Source organism: Xanthomonas sp. CFBP 7698, assembly GCF_003600855.1.
GTDB classification, from domain to species: Bacteria; Pseudomonadota; Gammaproteobacteria; order Xanthomonadales; family Xanthomonadaceae; genus Xanthomonas; species Xanthomonas cannabis.
This window is the reverse complement of the sequence record NZ_PRDN01000004.1, coordinates 78105-97657: the sequence shown is the minus strand read 5'-3', so window position 1 is coordinate 97657 and position 19553 is coordinate 78105. Positions and strand designations below refer to the sequence as shown.

16 protein-coding genes are annotated in these 19553 nt (G+C 66.8%); 10 read left to right on the top strand and 6 right to left on the bottom strand.

Annotation, left to right across the window (positions count from 1 at the left end; all coding sequences use genetic code 11):
* Positions 1 to 52 precede the first annotated feature (52 nt).
* The 3 genes from XnspCFBP7698_RS21395 to XnspCFBP7698_RS16245 form a co-directional block, all read right to left on the bottom strand.
* On the bottom strand, positions 53 to 505 hold the full coding sequence (locus tag XnspCFBP7698_RS21395) for a hypothetical protein (RefSeq protein ID WP_146093215.1): 453 nt from the start codon (positions 503 to 505) through the stop codon (positions 53 to 55).
* Between the two features lie 307 nt (positions 506 to 812).
* On the bottom strand, positions 813 to 1823 hold the full coding sequence (locus XnspCFBP7698_RS16250; protein WP_047693269.1) for a class 1 fructose-bisphosphatase: 1011 nt from the start codon (positions 1821 to 1823) through the stop codon (positions 813 to 815).
* Between the two features lie 764 nt (positions 1824 to 2587).
* Positions 2588 to 3790, bottom strand: coding sequence for an amino acid aminotransferase (locus XnspCFBP7698_RS16245; RefSeq protein WP_047693270.1), 1203 nt, complete (start codon positions 3788 to 3790; stop codon positions 2588 to 2590).
* A 157-nt stretch (positions 3791 to 3947) separates the two neighbouring features.
* Between XnspCFBP7698_RS16245 and XnspCFBP7698_RS16240 the strand changes: the two genes are divergently transcribed.
* The 5 genes from XnspCFBP7698_RS16240 to XnspCFBP7698_RS16210 all read left to right on the top strand — a co-directional run bounded on the left by XnspCFBP7698_RS16240 (position 3948) and on the right by XnspCFBP7698_RS16210 (position 10658).
* Positions 3948 to 6071 (top strand): TonB-dependent receptor, encoded by a 2124-nt coding sequence (locus tag XnspCFBP7698_RS16240; RefSeq protein ID WP_199680204.1) that lies wholly within the window; start codon positions 3948 to 3950, stop codon positions 6069 to 6071.
* A 683-nt stretch (positions 6072 to 6754) separates the two neighbouring features.
* Positions 6755 to 7252: a hypothetical protein gene (locus tag XnspCFBP7698_RS16225; RefSeq protein ID WP_233549006.1), complete on the top strand. Its 498-nt coding sequence runs from the start codon at positions 6755 to 6757 to the stop codon at positions 7250 to 7252.
* A gap of 248 nt (positions 7253 to 7500) precedes the next feature.
* Entirely contained in the window at positions 7501 to 9030 is a 1530-nt protein-coding gene (adh, locus tag XnspCFBP7698_RS16220; protein WP_104580300.1) for an aldehyde dehydrogenase, read from the top strand.
* 182 nt (positions 9031 to 9212) lie between these two features.
* Complete coding sequence (gene adhP, locus XnspCFBP7698_RS16215; protein WP_039406924.1) at positions 9213 to 10241, top strand: alcohol dehydrogenase AdhP; 1029 nt, start codon at positions 9213 to 9215, stop codon at positions 10239 to 10241.
* 21 nt (positions 10242 to 10262) lie between these two features.
* On the top strand, positions 10263 to 10658 hold the full coding sequence (locus tag XnspCFBP7698_RS16210; protein WP_104580299.1) for a DUF779 domain-containing protein: 396 nt from the start codon (positions 10263 to 10265) through the stop codon (positions 10656 to 10658).
* A 274-nt stretch (positions 10659 to 10932) separates the two neighbouring features.
* Here XnspCFBP7698_RS16210 and XnspCFBP7698_RS21650 read toward each other — a convergent pair whose 3' ends face one another.
* Positions 10933 to 11094 (bottom strand): hypothetical protein, encoded by a 162-nt coding sequence (locus XnspCFBP7698_RS21650; protein ID WP_068835635.1) that lies wholly within the window; start codon positions 11092 to 11094, stop codon positions 10933 to 10935.
* Positions 11095 to 11243: 149 nt separating this feature from the next.
* On the opposite strand from XnspCFBP7698_RS21650, the gene XnspCFBP7698_RS16205 reads away from it, so the two are divergent.
* Genes XnspCFBP7698_RS16205 through ligD form a run of 3 tightly spaced genes read left to right on the top strand, consistent with a single transcriptional unit; the run spans position 11244 to position 15328 of the window.
* Complete coding sequence (locus tag XnspCFBP7698_RS16205; protein WP_104580298.1) at positions 11244 to 11642, top strand: hypothetical protein; 399 nt, start codon at positions 11244 to 11246, stop codon at positions 11640 to 11642.
* On the top strand, positions 11642 to 12598 hold the full coding sequence (locus XnspCFBP7698_RS16200) for a Ku protein (RefSeq protein WP_104580297.1): 957 nt from the start codon (positions 11642 to 11644) through the stop codon (positions 12596 to 12598). Before XnspCFBP7698_RS16205 ends, XnspCFBP7698_RS16200 begins: the two co-directional genes overlap by 1 nt.
* A 3-nt stretch (positions 12599 to 12601) precedes the next feature.
* On the top strand, positions 12602 to 15328 hold the full coding sequence (gene ligD, locus XnspCFBP7698_RS16195) for a DNA ligase D (RefSeq protein WP_104580296.1): 2727 nt from the start codon (positions 12602 to 12604) through the stop codon (positions 15326 to 15328).
* Between the two features lie 99 nt (positions 15329 to 15427).
* On the opposite strand, the gene lldD is transcribed toward ligD, so the two are convergent.
* Positions 15428 to 16588: an FMN-dependent L-lactate dehydrogenase LldD gene (lldD, locus tag XnspCFBP7698_RS16190; protein WP_104580295.1), complete on the bottom strand. Its 1161-nt coding sequence runs from the start codon at positions 16586 to 16588 to the stop codon at positions 15428 to 15430.
* A 148-nt stretch (positions 16589 to 16736) separates the two neighbouring features.
* Positions 16737 to 17303, bottom strand: a complete 567-nt coding sequence (locus XnspCFBP7698_RS16185; protein WP_104580294.1) for a PEMT/PEM2 methyltransferase family protein — start codon at positions 17301 to 17303, stop codon at positions 16737 to 16739.
* Between the two features lie 33 nt (positions 17304 to 17336).
* On the opposite strand from XnspCFBP7698_RS16185, the gene XnspCFBP7698_RS16180 reads away from it, so the two are divergent.
* Both XnspCFBP7698_RS16180 and XnspCFBP7698_RS16175 read left to right on the top strand, forming a co-directional pair.
* A complete protein-coding gene (locus XnspCFBP7698_RS16180; RefSeq protein ID WP_104580389.1) occupies positions 17337 to 18563 on the top strand; it encodes a sensor histidine kinase in 1227 nt (408 codons plus the stop codon).
* Positions 18560 to 19192, top strand: coding sequence for a response regulator transcription factor (locus XnspCFBP7698_RS16175; RefSeq protein WP_047693283.1), 633 nt, complete (start codon positions 18560 to 18562; stop codon positions 19190 to 19192). The genes XnspCFBP7698_RS16180 and XnspCFBP7698_RS16175 overlap by 4 nt, the downstream gene beginning before the upstream one ends.
* Positions 19193 to 19553: the final 361 nt, after the last annotated feature.

The window sequence follows — 19553 nt, the reverse complement described above, 5'->3', positions numbered from 1 at the left end:
TGGCGCGTCTTCTATCGCTCTTGCGCCTAGAATCGTCCTCCGCGTGCTGCGGTCACCTGATAGCTGTCACTTGTTTGATGCGCTGATAAATGCAGCTTGCAATTGCCGCCCAAAGCGCCGGGCAAGCGACAAATGAGGCCAAGGAAGCCAATGAGTCGAATGGCCTTGAAGAATCGTGCATCAGGCGCAGGAGTAGACAGAGGCTTGCCACAATTGCTGCTCCAGCGACTGCCGCAACATAGGGATGTGCATGCTTCAGGCCAGGAACAAAGTGCAGCGTTGGGACGCCCAAAATAAGAAAGAAAGGTGAGCCAATGCCGAATGCGAAAAAACAGTAGTAAAGAAAAAATGTAGGTGCCGCTTCACCGCTGCCCGACATTGCCACAATAAGAGCAATGAGGACGCCGCTCAGAATCGTTGCGGCGACGCATGAAAATAGCACCGAACCCAAAATGACCACGCTCACTTTTATTAAGCGTGCGGTTGCGAGCAGTGCGTCTCTCACGCGGGTTTCCTCGAAGAAAAAATGATGTGCGCGCTCAGTAAGCGGGTTCTCCGATGAGGAGGCGATCGGCAGGAGACAGGCGGAAGGTCAGCGCTTTGCTTGATGCACAGCTGTCCGCCGGCCCTGCGAACCGGGAGATCTCCATGCGTCGCTCCACATCGCGCGCGTGCACGACGTCCCTGGGGTCTTCGGTTACTTCAGCCGGCATCCCCGCCGATGCAGTCTTGGCGTGCCCGGTAAAAAGACACCCGCAATACGCGGGCGTCTTTGGGTGACATGACTGCTGGTTTTCCAGGGCAGGCTCGTCTTACGCCTTATCCGCCTCCAGGTGATATCGCGTGGCTTCATTCACCTCGTTCTTGGAGCCCAAGAACACCGGCACGCGCTGATGCAGCTGCGTGGGTTGAATATCCAGGATGCGCTCGCGCCCGGTGGTCGCGGCACCGCCGGCCTGTTCCACCAGCATGCTCATCGGGTTGGCTTCGTACATCAGGCGCAGCTTGCCGGGCTTGGACGCGTCCTTCTTGTCCCACGGGTAGATGAAGATGCCGCCGCGGGTGAGGATGCGGTGCACGTCGGCCACCATGCTGGCGATCCAGCGCATGTTGAAGTCCTTGCCGCGCGCGCCGTCCTTGCCGGCCAGCAGGTCGCCCACATAGGCCTGCATCGCCGGTTCCCAGTGGCGCTGGTTGGACATGTTGATGGCGTATTCGGCGGTGTCGTCGGGCACGCGCATGTTGGCCTGGGTCAGCAGGAAGCTGCCTTCCTCGCGCTCCAAGGTGAAGGCATGGGTACCGTGGCCGAGCGTGAGCACCAGCATGGTGCTGGGGCCATAGATGCAATAGCCGGCGGCGACCTGTTGGGTGCCGGGCTGCAGGAAGTGCTCGTCGCCGGGCTTTTCGGTGCCCTTGGGCGCGCGCAGTACCGAGAAGATGGTGCCGACCGAGACGTTGACGTCGATGTTGGAGCTGCCATCGAGCGGGTCGAACAACAGCAGGAAATCGCCGCTGGGGTACTGGTCGGGCACCGGCTGGCTGTGGTCCATTTCTTCCGACGCGCACGCGGCCAGATGGCCGCCCCAGGCATTGGCTTCGAGCAGGATGTCGTTGCTCAGCACATCGAGCTTTTTCTGTGCCTCGCCCTGCACGTTGCCGGTACCGGCATCGCCGAGCACGCCGCCCAGGGCGCCCTTGCTCACGGCAATGGAGATGCGCTTGCAGGCGCGCGAGACGATGGTGATCAGCTGGCGCAGTTCCGCATCGATACGGCCGGCGTGTTGTTCTTCGATCAGGAAGCGGGTCAGCGAGGGACGCGACATGGAGCGGGCAGCCTGTTGTAGGAAGTGGGCCGCCATTGTCGCCATTGCGCCGTTAGATTTCGATCACTTGCTGCGCGGTTTGTAGCGTGGCTGATCGAATTTGTGCGAATGGGCGGTGGGAGCGGAACGCTTCATGGCGCTGGGGTGCCCCCATCCGCCCTGCGGGCACCTTCCCCCGCAGGCGGGAGAAGGGAGAAGCCGGCGAAGGAGTCGGGTAAGGGAGTCGGGTGGCGATGGGAATCATGGCACTGGGTTGCCCCCATTCGCCCTGCGGGCACCTTCCCCCCGCAGGCGGGGGAAGGGAAAAGCCAGCGAAGGAGGCGGGTAAGGGAGTCGGGTGGCGATGCGAATCGGGGAAGGGAAAAGGCCGGGAATGAGGTGTGGCGCGAGAGGCGCTGTGTGTGGTGGCCGCGCCGGCGGCTTGAGGCAGGGCTAGAAAAACCCAACCGAAGCGGGATTTTCAGCATCCAAGGCCGGTCGCGACGATCAGAAGCTGTCGCAGGACGCGCCTGTCTATGGCAGGCGGCGCGCTGGGCGCGACGTGTGGCCGTCGCCTGCCTTCGGGTACCCGGCAGGCGCCGCGGACCAAGACCAAGGCGATCGCCAAGTGGGAAAGCGACATCGACCGAAAAGCGTGTCGTCATTGTCGGCGCGTCGCGGCCGATCCGCCAGCTGCTCGGTGGGATGGGCAAAAAAAGACCGGGAGGCTGGCGCGCTCCCGGTCTGCAGTACGTCGATGCGGCTGCGCGCCGCGGCGGGGCCGCTTACACCCGGCTGACGGTCGCCACGGCCTGGGCCACGTAGTCCAGGTTGCGCTGGCTCAGGGCGGCCACGCAGATGCGGCCAGTGCCCACGGCGTAGATCGCAAACTCGTCGCGCAGGCGGTCCACCTGGGTCTTGGTCAGGCCCGAGTACGAGAACATGCCGGCCTGGCGCTGGATGAAGTCGAACTCCGGCGCACCCAGCGTGGCCAGTTTGTCTACCAGCCCTGCGCGCAGGGCGTGGATGCGCTCGCGCATTTCGGTGAGTTCCTGCTCCCACAGATCGCGCAGCTCCGGGCTGGTCAGCACGCCGGCAACGAGTGCGGCGCCGTGCGTGGACGGGCTGGAGTAGATGGTGCGGATGATGCGCTTGACCTGCGACTGCACGGCCTTGGCTTCGGCGGCGGTGGCCGAGACCACCGACAGCGCGCCCACGCGCTCGCCATACAGCGAGAACGACTTGGAATATGAGCTGGCGACCACGTAGCTGTCGATGCCTTCGGCGGCCAGCTGGCGCACCGCATAGGCGTCGGCCTCGATGCCCTTGTCGAAGCCCTGGTAGGCAATGTCGACGAACGGGAACAGGTTACGTTCCTTCAATAGCCCGGCCACCTGCTTCCACTGCTCGCGGGTCAGGTCGGCACCGGTGGGGTTATGGCAGCACGCGTGCAGCAGCACCACCGTGCCCGGCTCCAGCTTGGCCAGGTCGGCGAGCATGCCGTCGAAGTTCAGGCCATGGCTGGCGGCATCGAAATAGGTGTAATCCACTACCTCGAAGCCGGCCGCGCCGAACACCGCGCGGTGGTTTTCCCAGCTGGGGTTGCTGATGGCGATGGTGGCCGTGGGCAGCAGCTTCTTGAGCAGGTCTGCGCCAACGCGCAATGCGCCGCTGCCGCCGACGGTCTGCGAGGTCGCCACGCGCCCGGACGCCACCAGCGCCGACTCGGCGCCGAACAGCAGCGCCTGGGTGGCCTTGTCATACGCGGCCAGGCCGTCGATGGGCAGGTAGCCGCGCGGTTTGGCCTCCTGCGCAAGCTGCTGCTCGATCTTGTGCACGGCGCGCAACAGCGGGATGCGCCCGTTTTCGTCGTAATAGATGCCCACGCCCAGGTTGACCTTGTTGGGGCGGCTGTCGGCGTTGTAGGCCTCGGTCAGGCCCAGGATGGGGTCGCCTGGAACCTGTTCTACGTTTGCAAAGAAGGACACGGCATGACTCGCTGAAGGACGAAAGAGTGGGGTACTTCCGGGGTGCTCGGCCGCGGCTGGGCCAAACCACTTCATCCTAGCAGCCCATGGCCGGCGTAGCATGCTTCGTTCCGTACGCAACGATGCGGCCACAGTACGGATAAGGGACACTATCCCCATGCCCAGACTCACCTTGTTGGCCGCCGCGTGCGGCCTGTTCGCCACGAGCGCCGCGCCGCTCGTCCTGGCCGCCGATCCGGCGCCTTTGCAGGTCCTTCCCGCCGTGCAGGTGGACGCTGCCCGTGTGCACGGGGTGGACGACTTCGACCTGCCGGCCTCGTTCACCGTGGTGTCGGCCGACGACGACAACCGCCGCGGCGCGCAGGTGTCCGAGCTGCTGGACGGCATCCCCGGGCTGGTGGCGCGCGACCGCCAGAACTACGCGCAGGACACCCAGCTGTCGATCCGCGGCTTCGGCGCGCGCTCCACCTTCGGCGTGCGCGGCGTGCGGCTGCTGGTGGATGGCATCCCGGCCAGCATGCCCGACGGCCAGGGCCAGCTCTCGCATTTCAACGTGCTGGGCGCGCAGCGGGTGGAAGTGCTGCGCGGGCCGTTTTCGGCGTTGTACGGCAACTCCTCCGGCGGCGTGCTGCAGCTGTGGAGTGCGGACGGCTCCCCAAACGACCCGTGGCGGCTGCGCGCCACCTACGGCAGCAATGCCACCGTCAATGTGGGCGGGCAATTGCTCGGCCAGCAGGGTGCGGTGCACTACAACCTGGCGGCCAATCATTTCGACACCGATGGCTTCCGCGACCATAGCCGCGCCAGGCGCGAATCGGTCAATGCCAAGCTCGGGTTCGATCTGGCCGAGGGCAGCCGGCTGGACCTGGTGCTCAATTATCTGGACGCACCGGATGCGCAGGACCCGCTCGGCCTGACCCGCGCCCAGTTCAACGCCGACCCGGCGCAGGCCACGTCGGTGGCCACCCAGTTCAACACCCGCAAATCGGTGCGTCAGTCGCAGGCCGGGGCGATCTTCACCCAGCAATTCGATAACCAGACGCTGCGCCTGATGGCCTATGGCGGGCAGCGCAGCGTGGAGCAGTTCCTGGCGATCCCGGTGGCGGTGCAGCGCAACCCGCTGCATTCGGGTGGCGTGATCGATCTGGACAGCAATTACGAAGGCGCCGATGCGCGCTGGGCCTGGCAGGGTGAAGCGCTCGGCCGGCCATTGCAGCTGACTGTCGGCGCCAATGTCGATCGCCAGCGGCAGCACCGCACCGGTTACGAAAACTTCGTCGGCGACACACTGGGCGTCAAGGGCGCGTTGCGCCGCAATCAGCGTGACCAGGTGGAAAACATCGACCAGTTCGCGCAGCTGTGGTGGCAGTGGAGCGAGCGCTGGTCCGCGCTGCTGGGCGTGCGCCATAGCCAGGTGCGCTTCGATTCGGACGACCACTACATCGTCGGGCGCAATCCCGACGACAGCGGCCAACGCGATTACTCGGCCACCACGCCAGTGGCCGGCATCGTGTTCCGTGCCGACGAAGATCTGCGTTTTTATGCTTCAGTCGGGCGCGGCTTCGAAACGCCCACCTTCAACGAGCTGGGCTACCGCAACGATGGCGGCGCCGGCCTGGCGCTGGACCTGGGCGCGGCGACCAGCCGCAACTACGAGGTGGGCAGCAAGTGGCGCGCGCAAAGCGGCGCGGCGGTGGAGTTCGCGTTGTTCCGCGCCGACACCGATGACGAACTGGCGGTGGCCAGCAACACCAACGGCCGCAGCACCTTCCGCAACATCGGCGCCACCCGCCGCCAGGGCGCGGAGCTGAGCTGGCAGCAACCGGTGGGCGCCACCCAGCAGCTGCAGCTGGCCTACACCTTTGTCGACGCCACCGTGCGCGATGGTTACCTCACCTGCGCCAGCAGCGGCTGCGCGGTGCCCACCGCGCCGGTGGCCAGCGGGTCGCGCCTGCCAGGCGTGCCGCGTCAGCAGCTATTTGCGCGCTGGCAATGGCAGCCCATGCAATGGCAGTTCGCCGCCGAAACGGTGGCCTCCGGCGCCACCGTGGTCAACGACCTGGCCACCGAGCGCGCACCCGGCTATGCCTTGGTCAACCTGGAAGCCTCGCGCCGCTGGACTACCACGTATGGCGCCGTGCGCACCTTCGCGCGCATCGACAACGCGCTGGACCGCCAATACGTCGGCTCGGTGATCGTCAACGACGGCAATGGGCGCTACTACGAACCCGGCCCGGACCGCACCTACACGGTGGGGCTGCAGTGGGATTTTGGTGGGTGAGCAAACAACCGGCGCCCCGCACGACAACACGCACCCCTGCCGTTGTAGGAGCGCTCCCGGGCGCGATGACGCCTTCCCGATAGAGTCACCCCGCTAACGCCCACAGCCTCACCACATCACGCACCGCCGCCGCCGCCGCCGCTGCGCACGTCCCCGCGTAGAAGCGCCCCCGGGGCGCGACGAGGCTTGCCGATCACGCCCCGCGCCACGCCATACCGCACCACGATGGTCGCCACGCCAGCTGGTGCCTTCTCTGCGAAGGCGACCGCGATTGATTGGATATCACCTGTTCGCGCTCGGCTACCGGCGTTTTCGATCCTGCTGGTGTTGAACGCAATCGAGCCGGCCGCCGTGCAGGCAGACCGACAGGCTGCCTGCACGGCGGCTGGCGGCCCATGTCCAGGCCCGGCCCCACGACGCCGCCGCACGCGACGGCAGCGCGGCAGCCGGCAAGCATGTGCTCGCGGCAGTACGCACGGCGGCCGGCGACTGCACTGCGGCGCCGCGCAACGGGTAATCGCCGGACGCGGGGCTGCCGGCTCGGTCGCCGCGTGCGCGCGCGCATCACTCTGCGCGCTGCTGGCGATCATCCTGTTCCAGTCCAAGTAGATCCGCAGCGAGTCCAGGCACTGCCAGAGCGGCGTGCTAGCCTCTGCCACTCATTCTCTGCATGGAGTGCAATGATGATGAAGACCTGGAAGCGAATGGTGAGCGTGTCGGCAATGATGGCCGGCCTTCTGCTCTGCAGCGCAGCGTGGGCAGACCACGTGGATATGCGCATCGTGCGCGACTATCCAGCCGGCTCCCCCGCCATCGCAAAAATACACGCCTGGCTGCAGCAGCAATCCGGGCTGAGCACGCAGCCCAGGCAGACACCGCCGCCGGCCGATGCCGCCGCGTTGGGGCCTGTACGCATCGGCACCGCTCTGTTCGATCGTCCGCTGAGCACGCGCGCCGACACCGCAAGTAACGTGGCCCCGCTGCCGGCACGCGGCCAGCTGCGCGACGAGATCACCATCGACGCCTGCAATGGCGATCAGCAGTACCACTGGGTCTATGTGTGGGCAGAGACCGCTGCCACGGCTGCGTGGCAGTTGCGCTCCTATCAGCAAAAAACCGTGGCCGATTGCAAGGCATCACCGAATGCAGTGCCGGCCACGGCACATACCGCTGCACCGTGATCGCGCCCCGTCACCGCCGCGTACCGGCGGTGACGTGCTCGGATCGATCGCGTCATAGCCATCGCATCGTTGCGGCGCCGTCGCGTTGCCTACGCATCGGCGCGATGACGCGCTGCAGCGCATTCGGGTGACCGCACCCCGCCCTGCGCCGGCTGCGTGGTGACGCAGCGCAACAGGCCGCGCGCGGAGATTGCACTGGCACCTGGCTGGGTATACACGTGGCTTCGCCTTTCCTGCAGGAGACCACGATGAACGCGCAACCCGCCACCAAGCCGCTCAGCACCGACCCGCAATCGATCTTCAAGCCGCGTTACGACAACTTCATCGGTGGCAAGTGGGTGGCGCCGGACAACGGCCAGTACTTCGACAACACCACGCCGATCAACGGCAAGGTGTTTACGTCGATCGCGCGCTCCACCGCGCCGGATATCGAAGCGGCGCTCGATGCCGCGCATGCCGCGAAAGATGCCTGGGGCAAGACCTCCACCACCGAGCGCGCCAACGTGCTGCTCAAGATCGCCGACCGCATCGAGCAGAATCTGGAACTGCTCGCCTACGCCGAGACCTGGGACAACGGCAAGCCGGTGCGCGAAACGCTCAATGCCGACGTGCCGCTGTGCGTGGACCACTTCCGTTATTTCGCAGGCGCCATTCGTGCGCAGGAAGGCGGCATTTCCGAGATCGACAGCGACACCATCGCCTATCACTTCCACGAGCCGCTGGGCGTGGTGGGGCAGATCATTCCGTGGAATTTCCCGCTGTTGATGGCCTGCTGGAAACTCGCACCGGCGCTGGCGGCCGGCAACTGCGTGGTGATGAAACCGGCCGAGCAGACACCGGCCTCGATCCTGGTGTTGATGGAAATCATCGGCGACCTGCTGCCGCCCGGCGTGCTCAACGTCGTCAACGGTTTTGGTCTGGAAGCGGGCAAGCCGCTGGCCAGCAACCCGCGCATCGCCAAGATTGCCTTCACCGGCGAAACCACCACCGGCCGGCTGATCATGCAATACGCCAGCCAGAACCTGATCCCGGTGACGCTGGAGCTGGGCGGCAAGTCGCCCAACATCTTCTTTGCCGATGTCATGGCCGAAGACGACGATTTTCTCGACAAGGCGGTGGAAGGTTTTGTCATGTTCGCCTTCAACCAGGGCGAAGTGTGCACCTGCCCGTCGCGTGCGCTGATCCAGGAATCCATCTACGACAAGTTCATGGAAAAGGCGCTCAAGCGAGTGGCCGCGATCAAGCAGGGCAACCCGCTCGACCCCAACACCATGGTCGGTGCGCAGGCGTCCAGCGAGCAGCTGGAAAAGATCCTGTCCTACATCGACATCGGCAAGCAGGAAGGTGCCGACGTGTTGATCGGTGGCGAACGCAATACGCTCGATGGCGAGCTGGCCGAGGGCTTCTACGTCAAGCCAACCGTGTTCAAGGGCCACAACAAGATGCGCGTGTTCCAGGAGGAAATCTTCGGCCCGGTGGTGTCGGTGACCACCTTCAAGGATGAAGCCGAGGCGCTGGCGATCGCCAACGACACGCTGTACGGCCTGGGCGCCGGCGTGTGGAGCCGCGATGCCTCGCGCCTGTACCGCATGGGCCGCGCAATCCAGGCCGGCCGCGTGTGGACCAACTGCTATCACGCCTATCCGGCGCACGCTGCGTTCGGTGGCTACAAGCAGTCGGGCATCGGGCGCGAGAATCACAAGATGATGCTCGACCATTACCAGCAGACCAAGAACCTGCTGGTGAGTTATTCGCCAAAGGCGCTGGGGTTCTTCTGATCGCATCCCGCCGCGTCGTCCGGCAAGGGCCGGTGCGGTTGCGGCGGTCCGTGCACATTGCCTGCGTGGGGGGCGCTTGCGCCCTCGATGGAGGGCGTGCGGGTCGGGCCATTTGACTTCGATCAAGGCCACGCCTGGGCGAGGCGCCTAAGGTGGCTGCAATCTCGGTGCGGAGCGTGGCGATGGACATGACAATGCAGGCGGCAGTGGTGCGGCAGTTCGGGGCGCCGTTGGTGATCGAGGAGGTGGCGGTGCCGCGGCCGCAGGCCGGCGATCTGCTGGTGAAGATCCAGGCCTGCGGGGTCTGCCATACCGATCTGCATGCCGCGCAGGGCGACTGGCCGGTGAAGCCGAACCCGCCGTTCATCCCCGGACACGAGGGGGTGGGGTACGTGGCTGCGGTGGGCGCGGGCGTGCGCCACATCAAGGAGGGCGACCGGGTCGGCATTCCGTGGCTGTATTCGGCGTGCGGGCATTGCACGCATTGCCTGGGCGGCTGGGAGACGCTGTGCGAGGCGCAGCAGAACAGCGGCTATTCGGTCAACGGCGGCTTTGCCGGCTACGCCCTGGCCAATGCCGAGTATGTCGGGCACCTGCCCGCCGAGCTGGGCTTTGTCGAGGTTGCGCCGATCCTATGTGCGGGAGTCACTGTGTACAAGGGACTGAAGATGACCGATACCAAGCCGGGGCAGTGGGTGGTGATTTCCGGCATTGGCGGACTGGGCCACCTGGCGGTGCAGTACGCCTGTGCAATGGGCCTGCAGGTGGCCGCGGTGGATGTGGACGATGCCAAGCTGGCGCTGGCACGGCGTCTTGGCGCGACGGTGACGGTCAATGCGCGCACCACCGACCCGGTGGCGTTCGTGAAACAGCACATCGGCGGCGCCCATGGCGCGCTGGTCACTGCGGTCTCGCCCAAAGCGTTCGAGCAGGCCATCGGCATGGTGCGGCGCGGCGGTACGGTTGCGCTCAACGGCTTGCCGCCGGGCGACTTTCCGCTGGATATCTTCGGCATGGTGCTCAATGGCATCACCGTGCGCGGCTCGATCGTCGGCACGCGCCTGGACCTGCAGGAATCGCTGGAGTTTGCGGCGCACGGCAAGGTGGCGGCCACGGTGTCGACCGACCGGCTGGAGAACATCAACGCTGTCTTCGCGCGCATGCACGCCGGGACGATTGAGGGGCGTATCGTGCTCGACATGGCGGCCTGAGGTGGCCGCAGGAGACAGCCGATGCACCACACCACTCCGCGCATCGAGGTGCCGCCACAGGTGATGGCCACCCTGGCGGCGTCGCAGTTGATCGACACGCTGCGCGCGCGGCACGGCGATGTGCTGTTCCATCAGTCCGGTGGCTGCTGCGATGGGTCTTCGCCGATGTGCTTTGCGGTGGGCGAGTTCATCGTGGGCGACCGCGATGTCCTGCTGGGCGAAATTGCCGGCGCACCGTTCTATATCAGCGCGCCGCAATTCGCCTACTGGAAGCACACCCAGCTGATCATCGATGTGGTGCCAGGGCGCGGCGGCATGTTTTCGCTGGAGAACGGCGAGGGGGTGCGCTTCCTGGTGCGGTCGCGTCTGTTCAGCGATGAGGAAATGGCGCAGCTGCAGGCGGCCGGGCGCGTGTGAGGATGGGCGTGTGGATCGTCACCACGGTATTGGTGTGACGATTAGGCGGTCATTGCCGCCGATGTTTCGACCAGCGCCTGTTGCCTCACCTCTCCGATGAGAGAAAGCCGGCACTACTGGTCGCGTTGCGCTGCCCACGGACAGGTGTCACGTCACCTCCGGGTACGCCAGCTCCAGGTTGCGCCACGTCACGCGCGCCCTGCGCCTTGATGCCCTGCGCCACGGCCGTTGCTGCGCGTGCCGGGCGCACACACCCGGCCATGACGGCGAGCCGTTACGGCGCAGTGCCGGGCTTCTTGGCCGGGGTGGTGTCGTCGGCCGGAATCAGCGTCTCGGGTGCGTCGCCGGCACCGCGGTCTTCATGATGCTCGGCATCGCGCTTGCCGTGCTGTTCGCCCGGGTGAGCGGGTTGGTCGCGCAAGGGGTCACGGGACATGCAGGGCTCCTGGTGTCGATGAGGGGCGCCAGTTCACCGCGCGCGCAGTGAAGGTCACGCAAATCGCTGACCATGCGGATTTCTCACGCATGGATCACGTCAGCGGCGTTACTGATGTGACCCCCCAATGCCGCACCGTGGAGCAGACCATGCGCCCCCTGGACCGTCGTCCCGATCGTCGCCTGTTCAGTACGTCTGCCGACCCCACGTTGCCCAAGCGAACGCATCGCACACGGGCTGCGGTGGACGCCGATGGCGTGGCGCAGGACTTCCGGTGTTACAGCCGTGCCGACTATCACCGTCGTCGCCGACGCGGCGGGCCGACCTGGGGCGATCTCGCGCCGGCTTACGCGTTTGCGCGCGTCACCCACGCTGCAGACTGGCCGCGTGGCGCCGACGCGCAGTGCGAGCAGGCATTGGCTGCGCACTGGGACAGCATGCGCGGCGGCTCGCGTCTGGACTGGCCGCACGTGCGCGCTGTCGTCGAAGACGCGTGGCTGGCGCTGGACCACATTCCCGATGCTGCCGTCCATGGAGTGGCACACTGATGGCTCGACCGATCTGGACCGGAACATTATCGTTTGGCCTGCTCAATGTGCCGGTGTCGCTGATGTCGGGCGAGCGCAAGGTGGACCTGCACTTTCGCATGCTGGATTCGCGCGACAAGAAGCCGATCCGCTTCGAGCGCGTCAATGCCGACACCGGCGATGAAGTGCCGTGGAAGGAGATCGTCAAGGCATTCGAGTACGACAAGGGCAGCTACGTCATTGTCGAAGAGCAGGACATCCGCTCGGCCGCACCGGAAAGCCACGAGACCGTGGAGGTGGAAACCTTCGTCGACGCGTCCGATATCGACCCGCGGTATTTCGAAAAGCCCTACATCCTGGTGCCGGGCAAGAAGGCCGAAAAGGGCTATGTGCTGCTGCGGGAAACCTTGCGCGACACCGGCAAGGTCGGCATCGCCAAGGTGGTCATCCGCACCCGTGAATATCTGGCCGCCGTCATGCCGCAGGGCGATGCATTGATCCTGTTGCTGCTGCGCTACCAGCAAGAGGTGGTGGACCCGCAGGACTTCAAGCTGCCGGCCGGCGCGGTGGGCGAGTACCGCATCACCCCCAAGGAGCAGGAGATGGCCAGGCAGCTGATCGAGTCGATGTCCGGCACCTGGCAGCCGGAGGACTATCACGACGAGTTCCGCGGCAAGCTCGAGCAGATCCTGCGCAAACGCATCAAAGAGAAGGCCGGCACCACGCAGGTGGACATCGAGCCCACCCAGCACGAAGACGCCACCACCAACGTGGTGGATTTCATGTCCTTGCTGCAAAAGAGCCTGCAGGCCAACACGCGCACGCCGGCAAAGAAGACCGGCGCGGCAGCGGCGGAGCAGCCGCCGGCCAAGAAGGCCGCTACCAAGAAAGTGGCCAAGAAGGCCGCCAGGAAAACCGCGACAAAGGCCACCAAGAAGACCGCTGCCAAGGCTGCGCCGCGGCGCAAGGCCGGCTAAGCGATGGGCCTGCGCGATTACACGGCCAAGCGCCGCTTCGACCAGACCCCGGAGCCGGCGGCAGATGCGCCGGTGCCTGCCAGTGCCCAGCCGATCTTTGTGGTGCAGCTCCACCACGCCAGTGCGCGCCACTACGATTTCCGTCTGGAAGCCGATGGCGTGCTCAAGAGCTGGGCGGTGCCCAAGGGGCCATCGCTGCGGGCCGGAGAAAAGCGCCTGGCCGTGCAGGTGGAAGATCACCCGCTGTCCTACGCCGGCTTCGAAGGCGACATCCCGCAAGGCCAGTACGGCGGCGGGCATGTGCAGATCTTCGACCATGGCCACTGGCACTGCGATGGCGACGTGCTTGCTGCACTGGACGCGGGCAAGCTGGAATTCACCTTGCAGGGCGAGCACCTGCAGGGCGGGTTTGCGCTGGTGCGCACCCGCATGCGCGGCGGCAAGCCGCAGTGGCTGCTGTTCAAGCGCACCGATGCGTTTGCGGCGGACCTGGATGCCGATGCCATCGTAGAACGGGCCGGCGACAGCGCTGCCGTCGCACCTGGCAGGCGCGCCAAGGCCAGGCGTGCACAGCGGCAGCCGGCCAGGGCGGTGGCACAGCAAGCGCCCCGGCCCGCACGCAAGCAGGCACCCCCGCCCCGCGCTGGCGCGGCGGCCGATGCCGCATGGCGCCGCCGCGCGCTCGCGCTGGATGGCGCACGCGACGGCGCATGCCCCACCGGCCTGCGCGCGCAGCTGACCTTGCTGCGCGACCAGGCGCCGGATGGCGAGGCCTGGCTGCACGAGATCAAATGGGACGGCTATCGATTGCTTGCCGATCTGGTGGACCGCAGCGCGCAGCTGCGCTCGCGCAACGACCAGGCGTGGACGGAGCGCTTTCCCGAGGTAGTCACCGCGTTGCAGGCGCTGCCGGTGCGCGACGCGCGGCTGGATGGCGAGCTGGTGGTGCTGGACGCGCACGGGCGCAGCGATTTCTCTGCACTGCAGCGGGCCATCGATGGCAGTGCCCGCCAACCGCTGCGCTATCTCGCGTTCGACCTGCTTGGCGTGGCCGGGGTGGACCTGCGCGACACGCCGCTGCTGCAACGCAAGCAGCTGCTGCGCGAACTGCTCGGTGAGAAGCCGGGCACCTTGGCCTACAGCGAGCATGTCATCGGACGCGGCCCCGAGGTGTTTGCGGCCAGCGCGGGCAAGGGCTGGGAGGGCATCGTGAGCAAGCGTGCCGACGCTGTGTACCGCGGCGGGCGCAGTGCCGACTGGGTCAAGACCAAGCACGAAGACAGCGACGACTTTGTGGTGGTGGGGTACACCGACCCCAAGGGCGCACGCAGCGGCTTTGGCGCCTTGCTGCTGGCGCAGCCGGACGGCGACACGTTGCGCTACGTCGGCCGGGTGGGCACCGGTTTCGACGGCGCGCTGCTCGGGCAGATCGCCGCGCAGCTGCAGGCCTTGCAGAGCGACACCGCCACGCTGGAGCTGCCTGCGCATATCCCCGGCCGCCCGCGCGATGTGCATTGGGTACGCCCGCAGCTGATCGCCGAGATCGCATTCCGCGGCTGGGCCAAGCAGGGCTTGCTGCGGCAGGCCGCCTTCAAGCGTCTACGCGAGGACAAACCGATGACCGATCTGGGCGGCGACCGCGCAGCGCCAGGCGCGCCTGCGGCCGGCAAGCGCACGACCCCGGCAAAAACACGCACCGCCACCCGCAAGACCGTGACCAAGACGGTTGCAAAGACGGTGAGCAAGGTGGCCACCAGGACCACGCAAAAACGCGCGGGCAAGCGCGCCCCGGCAGCTGGCGCGAGGTCTTCCAGCGTGGCTGCGTCGGCGGTGTCCACCTCATCGGCCACCCTGTCCGTGGACGCGGTGAGCATCACCCATCCCGAGCGCGTGGTCTTTCCCGCATCGGGCATCAGCAAGGGCGATGTGGCGGCGTACTACCGTGCGGTGGCGTCGCTGGTGGTGCCGGAGGTGGCGCGTCGGCCGCTGTCGTTGCTGCGCTGCCCGGACGGCGTGGGCGGCGACTGCTTCTTCCAGAAGCACCAGGGCCGCCATCTGGGCGCGCACATCAAGGCGATTCCGCTCGAACAGAAGAGCGGCACCGAGGACTATCTGTATATCGAAGACGCCGCCGGGCTGCTCGAGCTGGTGCAGATGAATACCCTGGAGCTACACCCCTGGGGCGCACGGGTCGACGACCCGGAGCGCCCGGACCGCCTGGTGTTCGACCTGGATCCGGGCGATGCCGTCGCCTGGCCGGAGGTGGTGGCCGCCGCTCGCGAGATCCGCGCCAAGCTGCGCGCCGTGGGGCTGGAAAGCGCGGTGCGCCTGTCCGGCGGCAAGGGGCTGCATGTGGTGGTGCCCATCGTGCCCGACGCGAGCTGGGACCGGGCGCGCGACTTCTGCGAGGCGTTCGCGCAGGCCCTGGCCACGCAGGCACCGGAACGCTACGTGGCCACCATGAGCAAGGCCAAGCGCCACGGCGTGATCTTTGTGGATTGGTTGCGCAACGGGCGTGGCAATACCAGCGTGTGTTCGTGGTCGCTGCGTGCGCGCGAAAAGGCCACCGTCGCGGTACCGCTGCGCTGGGAAGAACTCGGCAAGATCAGCGGCCCGGACGCCTTCCCGATGGACAAGGCCATACAGCGCGCCAAGCGTCAACGCGCAGATCCTTGGAAATCGGTGCTGGCGTTGCAGCAATACCTGCCCACCGCCGACGACAACCACTAAGAGCCGTCGGCGGGACGACTGCGCAGCCACCAGGCGGGCAAGGGTCCTGCAGCAAGGCCGCAGATCATCCGCTCTGCTACCAACGAATCCCGAATCCCGTCAAGGCGAGACCGCGTTCTCCCGCGTCACCCGGCTCAACGCATCGCCGCTGATCTCGGCAATCGAATGGGTGCCGGTCAGGGTCATCGCCACGCGCATTTCCTTTTCGATCAAGCTCAGCAGGTTCTCCACGCCAGCCTGGCCACCGGCCGCCAGCGCATAGACGAACGCGCGCCCCAGCAACACCGCATCGGCACCGAGCGCGAGCATGCGCACCACGTCCAGCCCGCTGCGGATACCCGAGTCGGCCAGGATCTTGAGCTGTCCCTTCACTGCATCGGCAATCGCCGGCAACGCGCGCGCGCTGGACAGCACACCGTCCAGCTGGCGCCCGCCATGGTTGGAGACCACGATGCCATCGGCGCCGAAGCGCACTGCGTCGCGTGCGTCGTCCGGGTCCAGGATGCCCTTGATCACCATCGGCCCGGTCCAGAACTCGCGGATCCATTCCAGGTCCTTCCACGAGATGGAGGGGTCGAAATTGGCCGCCAGCCAGCCGATGTAGTCCTGCAGGCCGGTCGGGCTGCCGCGGTAGGCGGAAATATTGCCTAAATCATGCGGTTTGCCGAGCAGGCCCACATCCCACGCCCAGCGCGGGTGCGTCACCGCCTGCAACATGCGCCGCAGCGACGCATTGGGCCCGCTCATGCCCGAGTGCGCATCGCGGTAGCGCGCGCCGGGCGTGGGCATGTCCACGGTGAACACCAGCGTGGTCACCCCGGCCGCCTTGGCGCGCTCCAGCGCGTTGCGCATGAAGCCGCGGTCCTTGAGCACGTACAGCTGGAACCACATCGGCCGGCTGATGGCCGGCGCCACTTCTTCGATCGGGCACACCGACACCGTGGACAAGGTGAACGGAATGCCGCGCGCCGCCGCGGCGCGCGCGGCCTGCACTTCGCCGCGGCGCGCGTACATGCCGGTCAGCCCCACCGGTGCCAGCGCCACCGGCATGGCCAGGGTTTCGCCGAACAGCTCGGTGCTCAGGCTCAGGTCCGACATATTGCGCAGCACCCGCTGGCGCAGCGCGATATCGGCCAGGTCGGAAACATTGCGCCGCAGCGTGTGCTCGGCGTACGCCCCACCATCGATGTAATGGAACAGGAAGGGCGGCAAACGCGCCTGCGCGGCAGCACGGTAGTCGGAAGCGGCGGAAATGATCATCGAAGACGGACAGCGGCGGCGGGGGAGCCCCGGAGTGTAAGGCGATCGGTGCGACGCAGGGACGGGGCTGCAGTAGTGGCCGGCGCAAGTGCGAGGGTTGCGAGCCGTCTGGCAAGCAGCATGTGATCGCTGCACGCCAGCGCTCCGCTTACCACACCAGCGGCAGCAACCGCCGGCTCTGCGCCGCATACGCCGGGTAGGCCACCGGAAACGCGCGCTGCAACGCGGCTTCTTCGATGCGGATGCGGTGCAGGAAGATCAGGGTCACCGGCACCACGATCGCCGCCACCGACAACGCGTTGCCCATGCCCAGGGCCAGCCCGTAAAAGGCCAGCAGTGCGCCGGTGTAGGACGGATGCCGCAGCCAGCGATACGGGCCGCGGCGCACCAGCTGATGATCCGGCTGGATGGTCACATCCACCGTGAACCAGCGTGCCAGCACCTGGATGGCCCACACGCGCAACGCCAGCCCGCTGCCGATCAAGGCGCAGCCGGCCCATTGCAGCGACGCATCCCAGCCCTGCGGCCAATGCGCCAGGCCGCTGTAGGCCAGCACCACTGCAACCGCCACCGCCGCAGACAGCACCCGCCATAGGTGCTTCAAGGTGCCCTGGTCGTGCGCGCCACCATCGCTGGCGCGGCGGCGACGGCTGAGCAGCAGCTCATAGCCGCCCCAGGCCAGGTTGAGGACGAGAAACAGACTGGAAGCAGACATGGCGTAACTCCGTGGCGATGGGGTGGCTTGGTGATGCCAGTGTGCGCACGCGCCGCATCGACCACAGGGGCCGCAGGTCATCGATCCCACCTGCCGGAAGTCACTTTCTGCAGGCACAGCATTGCCGAGCGGCCGCAGGGCGGTCAGCATCGCCGCATGCATTCGTCCTTCTCCCATCTATTGCACCCCCTGCGTTTGGCCGGTGGGTTCACCATTGCCGCAGTGGCGTTGTCGTTCATGCCCGACGCCTCGCCCCACGGCGTCTGGCGTTGGGGCCTGCTGGCCGGCTTTACCGCGTTGTTTGTATTGCATACCGTGCTGCCGCAGGCGCTTGCGTTACGGACTGTGGCAACGCTGTTGCAGGCGGTCCTGGCATTGTTGCTGGTCTGGATGGAGCCGCGTGCCGGCACGGCTCCGGTATTGCTGGTGATGCTGGTGGCGCAGGCAGGGATGACCTGGCCGCCGTCGCGCGTGCTGTTGCTGGCACTGGTGTTGAACGCGGGCATGTACGCGTTGTTGGTGCAGGCCGGGTTCGAGCGGGCGTTGTTGATCGTCAGCATCTACGCCGGCTTCCAGGCCTTTGCCGCGCTCACTGCGCACTATGCGCGCAGTGCCGAGCGCGCACGCGACGCGCTGGCCTACGTCAATGCCGACCTGCTGGCCACCCGCGCACTGCTGGCCGACAGCGCCCGCGATGCCGAGCGCCTGCGCCTGGCGCGCGAGCTGCACGACGTGGCCGGGCACAAGCTCACCGCCATGCGCATCAACCTGCGCCTGCTCGGTGCCGACCCGGCCTTGGGGCAGCGCGACGACATCCGGGTGCTGGAACAGCTCTCGGCGGAACTGCTGTCGGACATCCGCAACGTGGTGCAGTCCATGCGCGACGACCAGGGCCTGGACCTGCAGACCGCGCTGCGCGCGCTGGCCGCCCCGTTCCCGCGCCCGGCGCTGCGGCTGCAGATCGATGCCGACGTGCGCATCACCGACGCGCGCGTGGCCGAGCTGCTGCTGCGGCTGGTGCAGGAAGCACTGACCAATGCCGTGCGGCATGCCGATGCCGACGAGGTGGCCGTGCATCTGCACTATCAGGATGCCCAGTTGCACGTGGACATCTGCGACGACGGCCGCCGCGCCGAGCGCATCCGCGAAGGCAATGGCATCACCGGCATGCGCGAGCGGCTGGCCGCCCTGCACGGCCATCTCGACCTTGGCCGCACACCCAACGGCGGCATGCACCTGACTGCGAGACTTCCGCAATGAGTTCACTTCGAATCGCCCTGGCCGACGACCAGATCCTGGTCCGCGCCGGCCTGCGCGCGCTGTTGCAACAGCAGGGCGTGGCCGTGGTCTGCGAAGCCGACGACGGGCAGGGCCTGCTGGATGCGCTGGCCACCACCACCGTGGACGTGGTGCTCAGCGACATCCGCATGCCCGGCATCGATGGCATCCAGGCGCTGGAGCAGCTGCGCGCCCGCGGCGACCGCACCCCCGTGCTGCTGCTCACTACCTTCGACGACAGCGACCTGCTGCTGCGCGCCAGCGACGCCGGCGCACAAGGTTTCCTGCTCAAGGACGCCGCCCCGGAAGACCTGCGCGACGCCATCGCCCGCGTCGCCGCCGGCGACACCTTGCTGCAGCCGGTCAGCACCGACCCGGTGCGTGCCCGCTACCAGTTCCGCGACCAGCAGGCCCCGCGCGAGACCTTCAGCGAACGCGAGGTGGCCATCCTGCGCCTGCTGGCCGGCGGCTACTCCAACAAGGAGATCGCCCGCACCCTGTTCCTGGCCGAAGGCACGGTGAAGAACTACGTCTCCACCATCCTGGAAAAGCTCGGCACCCGCGACCGCACCCGGGCGGTGTTGAAGGCGATCACGTTGCGGGTGATCTGATTGCCGGGATTCGGGATTCGGGATTCGGGATTCGGGAATGGGGAATGGGGAATGGGAAGCCCCTCTCCCTTCGGGGCGAGAAGGCACCGCTTGCGCGCCACTGGCGCGCGTGCCTTGGAGCGCCCGCGCTGCTAACGCGGGCTGGGGCGCGGAGCGGGGGTTGGGGTGAGGGTACGGGCGAAGCCACTCGGGGTTTTAGCCAGCAAACGAAGCTCGCCCTGTGCACCAAGTCTATGCAACTGTTCTGTAAAGGATTTCGCGCATCCGTCAGACATGGACAGCAACCGTAAGGTTGCCGTCAGGTCAGCCGCGACGCCGTGCACGAAGGTCGCCCGGCGGCTCGAAAGCCGCCCGGAAACGC

What these genes read in the sequence shown, in the direction of transcription:
- ligD (WP_104580296.1), top strand. Translation starts at nt 12,602, where the DNA reads ATGGGCCTGCGCGATTACACGGCCAAGCGCCGCTTCGACCAGACCCCG.
- XnspCFBP7698_RS16185 (WP_104580294.1), bottom strand. Translation starts at nt 17,303, where the DNA reads ATGTCTGCTTCCAGTCTGTTTCTCGTCCTCAACCTGGCCTGGGGCGGC.
- XnspCFBP7698_RS16240 (WP_199680204.1), top strand. Translation starts at nt 3,948, where the DNA reads ATGCCCAGACTCACCTTGTTGGCCGCCGCGTGCGGCCTGTTCGCCACG.
- XnspCFBP7698_RS16205 (WP_104580298.1), top strand. Translation starts at nt 11,244, where the DNA reads ATGCGCCCCCTGGACCGTCGTCCCGATCGTCGCCTGTTCAGTACGTCT.
- XnspCFBP7698_RS16250 (WP_047693269.1), bottom strand. Translation starts at nt 1,823, where the DNA reads ATGTCGCGTCCCTCGCTGACCCGCTTCCTGATCGAAGAACAACACGCC.
- XnspCFBP7698_RS16210 (WP_104580299.1), top strand. Translation starts at nt 10,263, where the DNA reads ATGCACCACACCACTCCGCGCATCGAGGTGCCGCCACAGGTGATGGCC.
- XnspCFBP7698_RS21650 (WP_068835635.1), bottom strand. Translation starts at nt 11,094, where the DNA reads ATGTCCCGTGACCCCTTGCGCGACCAACCCGCTCACCCGGGCGAACAG.
- adh (WP_104580300.1), top strand. Translation starts at nt 7,501, where the DNA reads ATGAACGCGCAACCCGCCACCAAGCCGCTCAGCACCGACCCGCAATCG.
- XnspCFBP7698_RS16175 (WP_047693283.1), top strand. Translation starts at nt 18,560, where the DNA reads ATGAGTTCACTTCGAATCGCCCTGGCCGACGACCAGATCCTGGTCCGC.
- XnspCFBP7698_RS16200 (WP_104580297.1), top strand. Translation starts at nt 11,642, where the DNA reads ATGGCTCGACCGATCTGGACCGGAACATTATCGTTTGGCCTGCTCAAT.
- adhP (WP_039406924.1), top strand. Translation starts at nt 9,213, where the DNA reads ATGGACATGACAATGCAGGCGGCAGTGGTGCGGCAGTTCGGGGCGCCG.
- XnspCFBP7698_RS16180 (WP_104580389.1), top strand. Translation starts at nt 17,337, where the DNA reads ATGCCAGTGTGCGCACGCGCCGCATCGACCACAGGGGCCGCAGGTCAT.
- XnspCFBP7698_RS16225 (WP_233549006.1), top strand. Translation starts at nt 6,755, where the DNA reads ATGATGAAGACCTGGAAGCGAATGGTGAGCGTGTCGGCAATGATGGCC.
- lldD (WP_104580295.1), bottom strand. Translation starts at nt 16,588, where the DNA reads ATGATCATTTCCGCCGCTTCCGACTACCGTGCTGCCGCGCAGGCGCGT.